The 14,805-nt window shown below is 63.9% G+C and carries 7 protein-coding genes and 1 pseudogene; 3 read left to right on the top strand and 5 right to left on the bottom strand.

Annotated elements, in window-relative coordinates; all coding sequences use genetic code 11:
- Window positions 1–4: 4 nt before the first annotated feature.
- Window positions 5–1,462 (bottom strand): HDOD domain-containing protein, encoded by a 1,458-nt coding sequence (locus tag H1204_RS10455; RefSeq protein ID WP_180728246.1) that lies wholly within the window; start codon window positions 1,460–1,462, stop codon window positions 5–7.
- An 85-nt stretch (window positions 1,463–1,547) separates the two neighbouring features.
- Window positions 1,548–3,386, bottom strand: a complete 1,839-nt coding sequence (locus H1204_RS10450) for a sensor domain-containing phosphodiesterase (RefSeq protein ID WP_180728245.1) — start codon at window positions 3,384–3,386, stop codon at window positions 1,548–1,550.
- Window positions 3,387–3,694: 308 nt separating this feature from the next.
- Here H1204_RS10450 and H1204_RS10445 point away from each other — a divergent pair, with 308 nt between their 5' ends.
- The 3 genes from H1204_RS10445 to H1204_RS10435 all read left to right on the top strand — a co-directional run bounded on the left by H1204_RS10445 (window position 3,695) and on the right by H1204_RS10435 (window position 6,347).
- A complete protein-coding gene (locus tag H1204_RS10445; RefSeq protein WP_180728244.1) occupies window positions 3,695–5,017 on the top strand; it encodes an EAL domain-containing protein in 1,323 nt (440 codons plus the stop codon).
- 160 nt (window positions 5,018–5,177) lie between these two features.
- A complete protein-coding gene (locus H1204_RS10440) occupies window positions 5,178–5,741 on the top strand; it encodes a peroxiredoxin (RefSeq protein ID WP_180728243.1) in 564 nt (187 codons plus the stop codon).
- 141 nt (window positions 5,742–5,882) lie between these two features.
- A complete protein-coding gene (locus H1204_RS10435) occupies window positions 5,883–6,347 on the top strand; it encodes a hypothetical protein (RefSeq protein ID WP_180728242.1) in 465 nt (154 codons plus the stop codon).
- Between the two features lie 392 nt (window positions 6,348–6,739).
- On the opposite strand, the pseudogene H1204_RS10430 reads toward H1204_RS10435, so the two are convergent.
- From H1204_RS10430 to H1204_RS10420, 3 genes and pseudogenes are all read right to left on the bottom strand, one after another.
- Window positions 6,740–10,041 (bottom strand): annotated as a pseudogene (locus H1204_RS10430) (efflux RND transporter permease subunit).
- 17 nt (window positions 10,042–10,058) lie between these two features.
- Window positions 10,059–13,196 carry an MdtB/MuxB family multidrug efflux RND transporter permease subunit gene (locus H1204_RS10425; RefSeq protein ID WP_180728241.1) on the bottom strand — a complete coding sequence of 1,046 codons (3,138 nt, stop codon included), beginning with the start codon at window positions 13,194–13,196 and terminating at the stop codon, window positions 10,059–10,061.
- A gap of 13 nt (window positions 13,197–13,209) precedes the next feature.
- Window positions 13,210–14,637 carry an MdtA/MuxA family multidrug efflux RND transporter periplasmic adaptor subunit gene (locus tag H1204_RS10420; protein WP_180728240.1) on the bottom strand — a complete coding sequence of 476 codons (1,428 nt, stop codon included), beginning with the start codon at window positions 14,635–14,637 and terminating at the stop codon, window positions 13,210–13,212.
- Window positions 14,638–14,805 lie beyond the last annotated feature (168 nt).

Raw genomic sequence — 14,805 nt, 5'->3', positions numbered from 1 at the left:
ATCGTTAGAGCGTTTCGACTTCGCTCACGGGCGCATGCGCGAAGAACCGTCCCAACTCGCGCGCCAGTTCGTTGAGTGCGGCCATTTCCCGCTGCGAGATGCGGCGCCGCACGTCATGATGCGCCCAGTCACCATAGAGCAGGGCGACCGTCGACTTGTTCTCCAGCACCACGGGCAGCAGCACGAATGAATGCACGCCTTCGAAGGCGCGGCGATACCAGTCCGGCAAGCGCGCGTGCATTTTCGGATCGCGCGCGTTTTCGATAAAGATGCCGACCGAGTTCGCAATCGCGAGATGAAACACGTCGGGCGCGAAGGCCGTTGCGAAGCTGAGCTTCGGTAGCGCGGCCTCGATCTTCGCGCCGAAGCCCATCGTCGCCTTGAAGATGCCGCTGCCATGCCGCACGAACACGACGGTGCGCTCGAACTGCAAGCCCGCGAGCACCGTTTCCGACGCCATCGCGAGCGCGGGCGCGAGTCCGCTGTCACTCGGCAGCGCCTGCAATTCGCTGACGCCGGCACGGATGCACGACTCGGGATCGAGCGTTTCGCGCGCAATCGCATCGGCATTCGCGCGCAGTTCGAAGATCTCGCGCATCACGCCGTCGCGGGTCTCTTCTTCGGCGAGCGTCAGGCTCATGTCGACGAGTACTTCGGGATCGGTGTTGAGCGTGCGGCTGTAGCGCTGCGCAAGCTCGGCGATGCGCACGTCGCGCTGTGCCTGAGGCAGATGCGGTTGCGTGAGCACGTTCGCGACTTCCGTCGAGTAGTTCGTGATCGCGCGCAGCCATTGCACCTGGCGCGGCTCGTCGTCCTGCAGCGGATCGAACTCGGTCATGCCGACGCGGATCATCTCAGGCAAGCGCCAGCGCGACGCCGCTTCAAGTCCGATTTCCTGGAACGTCACGCCGAGCACGGTGTCGCAGGCTTCGTTCTCGCCCATGCCCATGTCGATCTGGCGACGAATGTGATCCCACTCGGCATCCAGATAGAACACGACCAGCAGCTTGCCGATCTGGCGCATCAGCGTGCAGACGACAGCCTCTTCGCCGTCGCGCAGATCGCCGCGCTCGGTGAGCTTGCGCGCGACGCAGCCCGACAGCATCGTGCGGTTGAGTTCGAGCTTCGCGTCGATGCGGCGCGGCACGCTGTGATGAAAGTGATCGACGATCTTCAGGCCGACGACGAGATGTCCGACGGCATCCATGCCGAGCACCATCAACGCGCGTGAGACTGTGGTGATGTTGCCGCCGAACGCCATGTACATCGCCGAATTCGCGAGACGCAGCACCTTCTGTGTCAGCGCGAAGTCGGAGAGCACGATCTGCACGAGGGCGCTGAAATCGAGGTCATCGTTGTTCATCGCCGCCATCGTCGAGCGGAGCGACTGCTGCAGCATCGGGAAGTCGCCGCGCTCGTTCATGCGAGCCCAGAGCCGGTCAAGCAGCGCAGCCTTTAGCATGAGAGTCCCGCAAGAGCCATACAAGTTCCAGTGAGTGGCAAGTCGTGACGCGGACTGTGCCCAGTATCAACACGCGTCATGTCAGTCACGCTTCACCATGCACGTGAAGCGCGCGCGATACGAAGCGCTGTGCGAGTTCTTCCGATGGGAGTGCCTTGCAGACGAGCCAGCCCTGAATGTGACCGCAGCCCATCTCGGTGAGCAGCTCACGCTGCGCTTCCGTTTCGACGCCTTCGGCGACCAGCTCGAGATCGAGCGTTTGCGCGAGACCCACGACGGCGCTGACGATCGCCTGATCGTTGCGCGAGGTTAACAGATTCTCCACAAAACTCCGGTCGATTTTCAGTTTCGCGAGCGGGAAGCGTTGCAGATACGCAAGGCTCGAATAGCCGGTGCCGAAATCGTCGACGGCGAAGCGGATGCCGAGGCCCGTGAGTTCTTCGAGCAACGCGGTGGCGTGCTGCGGGTCGTGCATCAGCAGGCTTTCCGTGATCTCGAACACGATCCGGTGCGGATCGATGCCCGTGAGCGCGATCGCTTCGCGCACGCTTTCCTTGAAGCGCGGATCGCGGAACTGCTGCGGCGACACATTGACCGCGACGTATTGCAGCCGGATGCCTTGAATGTCCCAGCGGATCAACTGCATGCACGCGGCCTTCAGCACCCAGTTGCCCAGATAGTTGATGAGGCCGACGGATTCCGCGAGCGGGATGAACATGGACGGCGGCACGAGCCCATGCACCGGGTGCTGCCAGCGGATCAACGCCTCGACGCCGACCACGCCGTGCGACTGACTGCTCGTGATCGGCTGGAAGTGCAGCGAGAACTCGCCATTGCGCACGCCGTCGTACAGGTCCGATTCGAGCTTCAGGCGCTCGGCGTCGGCGGGGCTGTCGTCGGGCACGTAGAACGCGAGCGTGTTGCCGCCCGCGGCTTTCGCGCGCGCCAGCGCATGGTCCGCCCAGCGCAACAGCTGGCTGTCGCGTGGTGCGTGTTCGCGCGATTCGCCCGAGTGCTGCGTGTCCGGATACAGCGCGATGCCGACGCTCGCCGACAGATGCACCGGCTGTCGGTTGAACGTGTACGGTTGCTGGATCGCCGTCAACAGACGCCGCGCGAGCGCTTCGGCAGCGATCGCGGCGTCGGCGCGCCCGTGCGCGGGCGGCAGCAGGATCGCGAACTCGTCGCTGGAGATGCGCGCGATCAGTTCGCCTTGCGTCGTCATGTTGGACAGGCGGCGCGCGGTGTCGCGCAGCATCTCGTCGCCGGCGTCGTAGCCGAGCGCGCGGTTCACGCGCTGGTAGTCGTCGAGATCGAGCAGCAGCAGGGCGGCCGACTTGCCCGTCGCGTCCGCCTTCTGCTGCGCGTGACGCATTTCCTCGACAAGGGCGGGCACGTTCGCGAGACCCGTCAGGTTGTCGTGATGCAGTTGATGCTTGAGGCTCGCTTCCGTCGCGCGCCAGCTCGACACGTCGAAGCCCGCAATCGCATAGCCTTCGATGCCGTCGTGACAGTTACGCGCAATGCGCAGCTCGACGGGCACGGGGTAGGTCAGCGACTTGATCAGGTCAAGCGTGACTTTTTCGACGGCGCCGCTTTCGTCGGCGCGGCGCAGCGCGGCGTCGAGGCGGGCGACGTCGCCGGGCGCGACGAGTTCGTGCAGCGTGACCGTTTGCAGATACTCGCGGTGATAGCCGATGAAGCGCAGGCTCGCCTCGGAGACATACAGAAAGGTGAGATTGCGCGCCACGTGCGCGAGGAAGTCGACGGCGTGCGCGGCCTGTTCGAGCCCGTGCGAAGCACCTGGCGAACCAGATGCGGCTGGTGCGACCGTCGCGCGCGCGGGCTGACGGGCCGCGCGGAATCGGTCGATTGCCGTGCGCAGCAAGCCCCGGCGGGCTGGGGTGATCCTGGTCGCTTCCATGTGTGTCGCTGACTACCCGGTTCGTCGTGAGGCTGGAGGCCCTTGCGATGCCCGTCGGCGGACCGATCGGGGCAGGCGCGAGGCCGTCCATCAGAACGGGATAACGACGTTTGCGACGGAATCTTTAGCTTTCAGACACAAAAAGCGCCATAACATAGGGTAAGGATTCGCGGCTAGCCTGGATGCCTGTGCATCCCCCGTGGATTCCGCTAAAGTGGCGGCGAACGCGCTCCGTTATTCCCCCTGACGGGGCGCGAGTTGGCGACCCCGCAGGCAAGCCGTCTTCCGAATCCAAGCAGCCGTTAAAAATGCCTGATCCGTTTCAAAACGACGAAGCCGGCCGCCCCCAAACGTTTGCGCAAGCAGGCGAAGAGGACGAGGCGATCTCATCGGCGCAGTTCGTCTATGTCGGGCGTCAGCCGATTCTCGACCGCGACGGCGCGCTGCACGCTTACGAGCTGCTGTTTCGCGGCAGCGCGCAAAATTACGCACAGGTCTCCGACGACGCGCAGGCCACCGCGCAGGTGGTGGTGCGCACGATCGGCGGTATCGGCGTGCCTTCCGTGCTCGGCACGCATCGCGGCTATGTGAACATTAGCCGCGAGCTGCTGTTCGACGACATCGTGCATCTGATGGAGCCCGAGCGCTTCGTGCTCGAAATCCTCGAGACGGTGCAGTTCGACGAGCGGCTCATCGCGCGCATTGCCGATTTGCGCCGCGCGGGCTTTCGCGTCGCGCTCGACGACGTGTGCGAGCTTTCGCCGAACCTGCTCACTGCGCTGCCGTACGCGGATATCGTCAAGGTGGATTTCCTGCAGACGGACCGCGCGCAACTGCCGGGCCTCGCGAAGGCGCTCGCGAGTCGTGGCAAGACGCTGATCGCCGAAAAGGTCGAAACACGTGAAGACTTCGCGCTCGCCCGCGAACTCGGCTTCGATCTCTTCCAGGGCTATTTCTTCGCGCGGCCGCAGGTGCTGTCGACGCGCCGTACGCGATCGTCGCGCACCTCGCTGCTGCGGCTGCTCGCGTTGCTCGCGCGTGACGCGGGTATCGTCGAGCTCGAAGATGAGCTCAAGCGCAATCCTAATGTCGTGATGCAGCTGCTGCGGCTCGTCAACTCGAGCGCGTTCGGGCTTGGCCGCAACATCTCGTCGCTGCGCGAGGCGATCATCGCGACGGGCACGCGGCAGATCGCACGCTGGGCGCAACTGCTGCTGTACGCAGGCGGCGGCGAGTTGCCGTGGCGCTCCGATCCGCTCGTGCAACTGGCGGGTACGCGCGCGCGCTTCATGGAACTGGCGGCGCGCTGGATTCGCCCGAACGACGAGGCGTTTGCCGACGCCGCGTTCCTGACGGGCGTGTTTTCGCTTGTGCATGTGCTCGTCGATTCGACGCCGGACGCTACACTCGATCCGCTCGATCTGTCGCCGCTGATTCGCGATGCGATCGTCGAGCGGGCGGGGCAGATGGGCGCGCTGCTGAGCATCGCGGAAGCGGCGGGCGAGGCGCAGGATGCGGCTGCCGTGGCGAGCGCGCAGTCGCTGGAAGAATTCGGCGCCCTCACGCCGATCGTGCTGGCCGAGCTGAATCTGTCGGCGGCTGCGTGGTTTGGCGCGCATCTGGGCGACTGACTCGCGCGTCGAGTCCCTCCGGCTTGTCCGGCTGACGACGCGCAATTCTCAAACGTGGTCCAATATAGGGCGCAAGTTGAGCCTCGACGCTTCATGTTGTAAGGCATAGCGTCGCGAGGCGTTGCACGGGCATCGTGCGCTTACGATTCGAGGATTCGACATGAAGCTGAAGATTGTGCCATTCGCGCTGGCGGCTGTGCTGTGCGCGGGTATGTCGCTGTATGCGTTGACGGCTTCCGCAACGCTCAAGCCGGGCGACAGCGCGCCGGACTTTACGACGCAGGCGTCGCTGGGCGGCAAGACCTACACGTATGCGCTGGCCGACGCGTTGAAGAAGGGGCCTGTGGTGCTGTACTTCTATCCGGCTGCGTTCACGAAGGGCTGCACGATCGAGGCGCACGAATTCGCGGAAGCTGTGGATGAATACAAGAAGTACGGCGCGACCGTGATTGGTGTGTCGCACGACAACATCGACACGCTGACGAAGTTCTCGGTTAGCGAATGCCGCAGCAAATTCCCCGTTGCTGCCGATCCCGACTCGAAGGTGATCAACGCGTATGACGCGGGGCTGCCGATGCATGCGTCGATGGCGAACCGCGTGTCGTATGTGATTGCGCCGGACGGCAAGATCATTTACGAGTACACGAGCCTGTCGCCCGACAAGCATGTCGAGAATACGATGCAGGCGCTCAAGGAGTGGGCTGCGACGCATAAGTCGCCCTGAGCGGGCGCGGGTTGAGGTTTTGTTTTATGCGGCGCGGTGTCTGACGGTTGCGTTTGTCTTTGCCGTGTGACTGTTGGGTCTGTGAGGCCTGCTAGGCCTGTTTGAACTGTTAGATATCGCGCCATTGCCGGATTTGTTGCTATGCCTATTGTCGTCGCCCTATTAGCTTTTATCGCAGTGATATATGGCTGTGTGCAGGCGTTTCATGCGCTTTCCGCTCAGTTTGGCTTTGGTGTAGCCGTGGGTGTGGCGATTCTGTTTGCGGCATTGGTGCTGGCGGCGCTGGCCTGGTGGTGGCGTCGGCATAAGGAAGTGTCGGCGAATATTCGCGATGGCGACTGGACTCACGAACTCAAGGGCGAATGGGGTGGGGTTCGCCTCGCGGCGGGGAAGCGGTTGTGTGACTTGCAGGTCGCCGGTCTGAGTGGTGCGTATATTTTTGCGGATCTTCGCGGGGCGCAGCCGGTGCGGGATGGAGAGCGCTGGCAGGTCAAGCTTGAGGTTAAGGATGCGGCGCATCCCGAGTGGCGCTTACCTGTGAGGTCCGAACGCGAGGCTCGGCAGTGGGTCAGGATTTTTGATCTGGCGATGGCGCAGAAGCTTTAAGGTGGTGTTTTTTTTGTCTGCGACGCTGGGTGGGGCTGCATGGCTTTGCGCTGGCATCCGGTTTGGTTTTTTGGGCCTTTGCGCTGGCATCCGCGTTTGGTTAGCTTGCTTCAAGCGTCGCCCCGCACAGGGACAACGCGTGAAGCACGCTAACCAAACGCGGATGCAAGCGAACGCGGATGCAAGCGAACGCGGATGCAAGCGAACGCGGATGCCAGCGAACGCGGATGCCAGCGAACGCAGATGCCAGCGAACGCAGATGCCACCGAACGCAGATGCCACCGAACGCAGATACCACCGCAAAACCCAAAAAACCCAAACCACCCGCGCCGCGAAACCGCACAACGCCCTACAGCGTCGCAGACAAAACCACCCCAAACCACCCCAAGCACTCACGCACCTGAAGCCGCCGCCCCGCGATTCCGCCTCGCTTCCCACCGAACCCGAATCCGATCCATATAAAGATAAACCACGGGCGTGGTATAGAGCGTAAGCATCTGGCTAACAATCAAGCCACCCACAATAGCGAGCCCAAGCGGAGCACGCAACTCCGCCCCTCACCGCGCCCAAACGCGAGCGGCAGCGCGCCAAGCATCGCAGCGCACGTGGTCATCATGATCGGCCGGAAGCGCAACAGACAAGCCTGCTCAATCGCATCACGAGAAGAGAGCCCTTGCCGCGACGCATCGATCGCAAAATCGACCATCATGATCGCGTTCTTCTTCACGATGCCAATCAGAAGAATCACCGCAATCAGCGCAATGATGCTGAACTCGGTATTAAAGAGCAGCAGCGCGAGCAATGCCCCGACCCCCGCCGATGGCAACGTCGACAGAATAGTCAGCGGATGAATATAGCTCTCGTACAAAATCCCAAGCACGATATAAACCGCCGCAAGCGCCGCGAGAATCAAAATCGGCTGGTCGGACATCGACTGCTGGAACGCTTGCGCCGTGCCCTGGAAGCTGCCGCGGATCGTCCCTGGCATGCCGATCTCAGCCATCGTCTGGTAGATGATGGCCGTCACTTCCGACAGCGACTTGCCCGGCGGCAGATTGAACGAGATCGTCGACGCGACGAACTGGCTCTGGTGGTTCACCGCTAGCGGCGTGCTGCCCGGCCCGAAGCTCGCAATCGCGGAAAGCGGAATCATCGTTTCCTTCGACGTCGACACGGCCGCGCCCGTCGATGCGCTCGACTTGCCGCTCGCCGCAATCGAGTTGTTCGCCAGATTGCGCGCGGCATCGCCCGCGACAGCGGCCGCGCTCGATGACGTCGTGCCTCCCGTGCCACCCGACGAAGCACTCGACGTCGTGCTCGACGTGACCGTGCCCGCCGTCGCATTGGTCGACTGCGAGCCGCTCGCGCTGCCACCCGACGTGCTGACCCACACCTGCTTGAGCATGTCGGGGCTCTGCCAGTATTTCGGCGCGACTTCCATCACGACGTGATACTGGTTCAGCGGGTTGTAGATGGTCGAGACCTGGCGCTGGCCGAACGCGTCGTACAGCGTGTTGTCGATCTGTGCGGGCTTGATGTTCAGACGCGCCGCCGTCGCCCGGTCGATCGTCACCATCGCTTCCAGACCGCCTTGCTGCTGGTCGGAGTTGACGTCGGTGAGTTCAGGGCGTTTTTGCAGCGCTTCCGTCAGAATCGGCGTCCACTTGTAGAGATCGGCAGTCGAGTCCGATAGCAGCGTGAACTGATACTGCGCGTTCGACTGCCGGCCGCCCACGCGAATGTCCTGCACCGCCTGCAGAAACGTGCGCGCGCCAGCGACGTCCGACAGCGGTCCGCGCAACTGCTGGATCACCTGGTCGGCGGAAATCTTGCGCTCGCTCTTCGACTTGAGCGACACGAACATGAAGCCCGAGTTGGTCTGCCGTCCGCCCGTGAACCCCACCACGCTGTCCACAGCCGGGTTCGCCTGGACGATCTTCATCATCTCGGAGAACTTCACCTTCATCGCCTGGAACGACGTGGACTGATCGGCCTGTATGCCGCCCACCAGCCGCCCCGTGTCCTGCTGCGGGAAAAAGCCCTTCGGCACGATGATGTACAGATACACGTTCAGCCCGATCGTCGCGATCAGCACGACGAGAATCAGCCGCGGATGCTGCAGCGACCAGCCGAGCGTGCGCGCGTAGCCGCGCTGCATCCAGTCGAAGCCGCGTTCCAGCCAGCGCGCGAAACGGCCTTCCTCTTTCTTTTCGTGTGGCTCGGAGAGCAGGCGCGAGCACATCATCGGCGTGAGCGTGAGCGACACGATCAGCGACACGCCGATCGCCAGCGACAGCGTCAGCGCAAACTCGCGGAACAGCCGACCGACGATCCCGCCCATCAGCAGAATGGGCAGGAACACGGCGACGAGCGAAATGCTGATCGACATCACCGTGAAGCCGACTTCGCGCGCGCCGACGAAGGCCGCCTTCATGCGCGGCATGCCGTTTTCGATATGCCGCGAGATGTTTTCCAGCACGACGATCGCGTCGTCGACCACGAAGCCCGTCGCGATGGTCAGCGCCATCAGCGACAGGTTGTCGATCGAAAAGTCGAGCAGATACATCGCGGCGAACGTGCCGATGATCGAGATCGGCACCGCGACGCTCGGAATCAGCGTGGCGCGCCAGTTGCGCAGGAACAGGAACACGACCATCACGACGAGCGCCACGGCGATCATCAGCGTGAACTGCGTGTCTTTCAGCGACGCGCGGATGGTGGTGGAGCGGTCGGCCGTCGGCGTGACTTCGACAGCGGCGGGCAGCGAAGCCTTCAGCTGCGGGATCATCGCCTTCACGCGGTCGATCGTCTCGATGATGTTCGCGCCCGGTTGCCGGTAAAGAATCACGAGCACCGAGCGCTCGTTGTTCATCAGGCCGAGGTTGCGCAGGTCTTCGACGGAATCGACGACTTCCGAAACATCGGACAGATGCACGGCGGCGCCGTCGCGATACGCGATCACGAGATCTTTGTATTGCGAGGCCTTCTTCGCCTGGTCGTTCGTGTAGAGCTGCACGCGGTTCGGGCCGAATTCGATCGAGCCCTTCGGGCTGTTCGCATTCGCCGACGCCAGCGCCGCGCGCACGTCTTCGAGACCGATGCCGTAGTGAAACAACGCCTGCGGCTCCAGTTCGACGCGCACGGCAGGGTTCGCCGAGCCGCTCACGTCGACTTCGCCGACGCCGTCCACCTGCGACAGCGACTGCTGCAGCACCGTCGCCGCCGAGTCGTACAACTGGCCCGCCGTCATTGTCTTCGACGTGAGCGCGAGAATCAGGATTGGCGCGTCGGCGGGATTGACCTTGTGGTACGTCGGGTTCGAGCGCAGGCTCGCGGGCAGGTCGGCGCGCGCCGCGTTGATGGCGGCCTGCACGTCGCGCGCGGCGCCGTCGATGTTGCGGTTCAGGCCGAACTGCATCGTGATGCGCGCCGAGCCGACCGAACTCGACGAGGTCATCTCGGTGACGTCGGCAATCGTGCCGAGATGCCGTTCGAGCGGGCTGGCCACGCTGGTCGCGACCGTCTCGGGGCTTGCGCCCGGCAGGCTCGCCTGAATCGAGATGGTCGGGAAATCGACCTGCGGCAAAGGCGCGACGGGCAGCTTCGCGAACGCGAACAGGCCCGCCAGCGCGATGCCGATCGCCAGCAGCGTTGTGGCAACCGGGCGTTGAATGAAGGGGCGCGACAGGTTCATCGGTTCGGCCTCTTCATTCAGGCGTCGGCGTCGGTGACGGGCGGCCGGGTCGGACCATCGCCATGACCTTCACGATGAAAGCGCGCACGCAGGCGCCGCGCAATCGAATCGAAGCCGAGATAGATCACGGGCGTCGTGAAGAGCGTCAGCAACTGGCTGACGATCAGGCCGCCTGCAATCGCGATACCGAGCGGGCGGCGCAGTTCCGAACCCGCGCCCGTGCCGAGCATCAGCGGCAGCGCGCCGAGCAGCGCCGCCATGGTCGTCATCAGGATAGGGCGGAAGCGCAGCAGACAGGCCTGATAGATCGCTTCGCGCGGCGGCTTGCCGTGCTCGCGCTCGGCTTCGAGCGCGAAGTCGATCATCATGATCGCGTTCTTCTTCACGATGCCGATCAGCAGCACGATACCGATGATGCCGATGATGTCGAGATCGTGGCCCGTCACCAGCAGCGCAAGCAGCGCGCCGACGCCCGCTGAAGGCAGTGTCGAAAGAATCGTGATCGGGTGCACGAAGCTCTCGTACAGCACGCCGAGCACGATGTACATCGTGACGATGGCGGCGAGGATCAGGAACAGTTCGTTCGACAGCGACGCCTGGAACGCGAGCGCCGCGCCCTGGAAGCGCGTCTGGAACGAAGCGGGCAGGCCGATGTCTTTTTCCGCCTGCTGGATCGCCTTCACCGCCTCGCCGAGCGACGCGCCAGGCGCCAGGTTGAACGAGACGGTCGTGGCCGGGAACTGGCTCAGGTGCGTGACGAGCAGCGGCGCGGGCTTCTCGTGGAAGCTCGCAATCGAGTTGAGCGGCACCTGTCCGCCCGACGACGTCGACGACGGCAGATAGATCGAGTTCAGCGACTCCGTGTAGTGCTGCATGGTCGGCTGCGCTTCGAGAATCACGCGGTACTGGTTCGACTGCGTGAAGATCGTCGAGATGATGCGCTGCCCGAATGCGTCGTAGAGCGCGTTGTCGACCGTAGCGGGCGTGATGCCGTAGCGGGCCGCCGACGCGCGGTCGATCTCGACATAGACCGATTGGCCGTTGTTCTGCAGGTCGGTCGCGACGTCGACGATTTCAGGCGACTGCGCGAGGCGCTCCATCAGCTTCGGCACCCAGGTCGCGAATTCGTCGATATTCGGATCGGTCAGCATGAACTGGTACTGCGTCGGGCTGACGGTTGAATCGATGGTCAGATCCTGCACCGGCTGCATATAGAGCGTCGCGCCGGGAATGTGCGACGTGTCGCGCTGCAACTGGCGGATCACCTGGCTCGCGGTCGCGTCGCGGTCGTCGCGCGGTTTCAGGTTGATCAGCATGCGGCCGCTGTTCAGCGTGATATTGCTGCCGTCCACGCCGATGAACGAGGTCAGGCTTTCGACATTCGGGTTCTTCAGGATTTCGGCGGCGAGCTGCTGCTGGCGCTCGGCCATCGATGCATACGACACCGACTGCGACGCCTGTGTGATCGCCTGGATCACGCCCGTGTCCTGTACCGGGAAGAAGCCCTTGGGAATGTAGACGTAAAGCACGCCCGTCAGCACGAGCGTGAGCACGGCGACGACGAGCGTCGAGCGCTGCCGGTTGAGCACCCATTCGAGCGCGACGGCATAACGTGCGATCACCCAGTCGATCGCCGCGTGCGCGCGCGCTTCGAAGCGGTGGCTTTCCTTCGGCGGCGTGTGGCGCAAGAGTTTCGCGCACATCATCGGCACCAGTGTGAGCGACACGACGGCCGAGATCACGATAGTCACCGCAAGCGTGATCGCGAACTCATGGAAGAGCCGCCCGACCACGTCGCCCATGAACAGCAGGGGGATCAGCACCGCAATCAGCGAGACCGTCAGCGAAATGATCGTGAAGCCGATCTGCTTCGAGCCTTTCAGCGCGGCCTCTAACGGCGACTCGCCTTCCTCGACGTAGCGCGCGATGTTCTCGATCATCACGATCGCGTCGTCGACCACGAAGCCGGTGGCGATCGTCAATGCCATCAGCGATAAATTGTCCAGCGAGAAGCCGCACAGGTACATCACGGCGAGCGTGCCGATCAGTGAGAGCGGCACCGACAGGCTCGGGATGATGGTCGCGTAGATGTTCGCGAGGAACAGATACATGACCAGCACGACGAGCACGACCGACATCATCAGTTCGAACTGCACGTCGCGCACGGACGCGCGGATCGTCGTGGTGCGGTCGGTGACCACCTGCACGTCGAGCGCGGCGGGCAGCGACTGCTGCAGCGTCGGCAACAGCTTCTTGATGCTGTCCACCACCTGGATCACGTTCGCGCCCGGCTGGCGCTGCACGTTCAGGATGATCGCGGGCGTACTGTCGACCCATGCGCCGAGCTTCGTGTTTTCTGCGCCGGCCACGATGGTCGCGACGTCCGTCAGCATCACCGGGCGGCCGTTCTTGTACGCAACGACAGCGCTCTTGTACGCGTCGGCGTCCGTCAACTGGTCGTTCGCGTTGATCGTGTACGAGCGCGACGGGCCGTCGAAGTTGCCCTTTGGCGTGTTGACGTTGAGGTTCGAGATCGTGGTGCGCAGATCGTCGAGGTTCAGCCCGTACGACGCGAGCGCGCGCGGATTGGCCTGGATGCGCACGGCGGGGCGCTGGCCGCCCGACAGGCTCACGAGGCCGACGCCCGCGACCTGCGAGATCTTCTGCGCGAGGCGCGTGTCGGCGATGTCTTGGATCTGCGTGAGCGGCAGCGTCTTCGAGGTGATCGCGAGCGTGATGATGGGCGCGTCGGCGGGGTTGACCTTCGCGTAGATGGGCGGCGCGGGCAGGTCGGACGGCAGCAGGTTGCCCGCCGCGTTGATGGCCGCCTGCACTTCCTGCTCGGCGACATCGAGGGGCAGGTCGAGGCTGAACTGCAGCGTGATGATCGACGAGCCGGCCGAGCTTTGCGACGACATCTGGTTCAGCGACGGCATCTGCCCGAACTGGCGTTCGAGCGGTGCCGTCACCGAGGACGTCATCACATCCGGGCTCGCGCCCGGATAAAACGTCTGCACCTGGATGGTCGGGTAGTCGACTTCGGGCAGCGCGGACAGCGGCAGAAAACGCAGTGCGACGAGCCCGACCAGCATGATCGCCGCCATCAGCAGGGCGGTGCCGACCGGGCGGAGGATAAAGGCGCGGGATGGATTCATGCGGTATCAGCCGTTATTCCGCCGACGTCTGCGACGCGTGCCGGTGACGGTGCGCGCCAGAGGCACCCATCGCACCCGCGGCACCCGATGCGCCCGAAGCCGCATGGGCCGCCGATGCGCCCGAAGCCTCCGACGCGCCACGCGGACGATCGGCGGGAATGGTGATCTTCGCGCCTTCCTTCAGCCGGTCCGAGCCGTCGATCACGACGCGCTCGCCGACCTGCAGGCCCGACGCAATGCTGGTGCGCTCGCCGTCGACGGGGCCGACCTTCACCTGACGCACCGTCACCGTGTTATCGGGTTTCGCGACATACACGAACGCGCCCATCGAGCCGTTCAGCACGGCCGAAGTCGGCACGATCACGGCATCCTTCACGACGTTCACGAGCAGGCGCGTGTTGACGAACTGGTTCGGGAACAGCAGGCCTTCGTTGTTCTGGAAGGTCGCGCGCAGCTTCACGGTGCCCGTGGTGGTGTCGATCTGGTTGTCGATGGTTTCCAGATAGCCCGCTTCGAGCGAGGTCGTGTTGCTGCGGTCGTAGGCCGTCACCGACATCTTCTGGTTCGCGTGCATGCCTTTCAGAATGGCGGGCAGGTTGTCTTCGGAGGTCGTGAAGATCACGCTGATCGGCTGCAACTGCGTAATCACGACGACGCCGTTCGTGTCGCCCGGCGTCACGTAGTTGCCGGCATCGACCTGGCGCAGGCCGACGCGGCCCGAGACGGGCGCCGTGATGCGCGCGTAGGTGAGATCGAGCTTGAAGGTGTCGATGTTCGCCTGATCCGCCTTCACCTGGCCTTCGTACTGCTTGACCAGCGACGCCTGCGTGTCCACCTGCTGGCTCGCGATCGAGTCTTGCGACAGCAGCGTCTGATAGCGCTTCAAGTCGAGACGGGCGGTTTGCAGAAGCGCCGTGTCCTTGGCGAGCGTGCCTTCGGCATTCGCAAGACTGATCTGATACGGACGCGGGTCGACCTGCGCGAGCAGATCGCCTTTCTTGACCATCTGACCTTCCTGGAATGCGACCGTCTGCAGCGTGCCCGTCAACTGCGTGCGCACGGTGACGTTCGCGAGCGGTGTGACGGTGCCGAGCGCATTCAGCACGACGGGCATTTCGCCTTGCTTCACGGTTGCCACGTGAACGGGTTGCGGCTGGTTCGCGCCGCCCGCGCCGCCGCGGCGGCCACCGCTGCTGGCGCTGCTGGCGCGTCCCGCCTGTGCGCCGCTGGCGCCCGCTGCCGCGCTTGCGCCGTCAGCGGTCTTGTTCCACGGATGCCAGCGCACCAGCACGATGCCCGCGATCACCACGACGGCGACGATCAGCGCGATCGTGCGGCCGCGATGCCGCTTGACCGCGCCGGGTCCGGGATCGCGCCCGGGAGGCGGGCTGGCGGGGGCGGCGTTGCGTGAAGGTTCAGGCTTCTTTTTTTGTTCGTCCATCGTTCGATCAGGTGGCTGGCTTAATAGGGCAAACGTGCTGGGGCAAACATGCTGATGTAAACGTGCGATGCGCGCGGCCGTGTTTCGCCGGGCGCCGCTTCGTGTTGATCGCGCACGCCTGCGCGATGCTAATAGATGCGTGATTCATCGCGATGACCGTGACGTGAC

The sequence above is a fragment of the Paraburkholderia sp. PGU19 genome, from assembly GCF_013426915.1.
Classification (GTDB): domain Bacteria; phylum Pseudomonadota; class Gammaproteobacteria; order Burkholderiales; family Burkholderiaceae; genus Paraburkholderia.
Note: the sequence above shows the minus strand (reverse complement) of the source record. Positions and strands in the feature narration are given on the sequence as shown.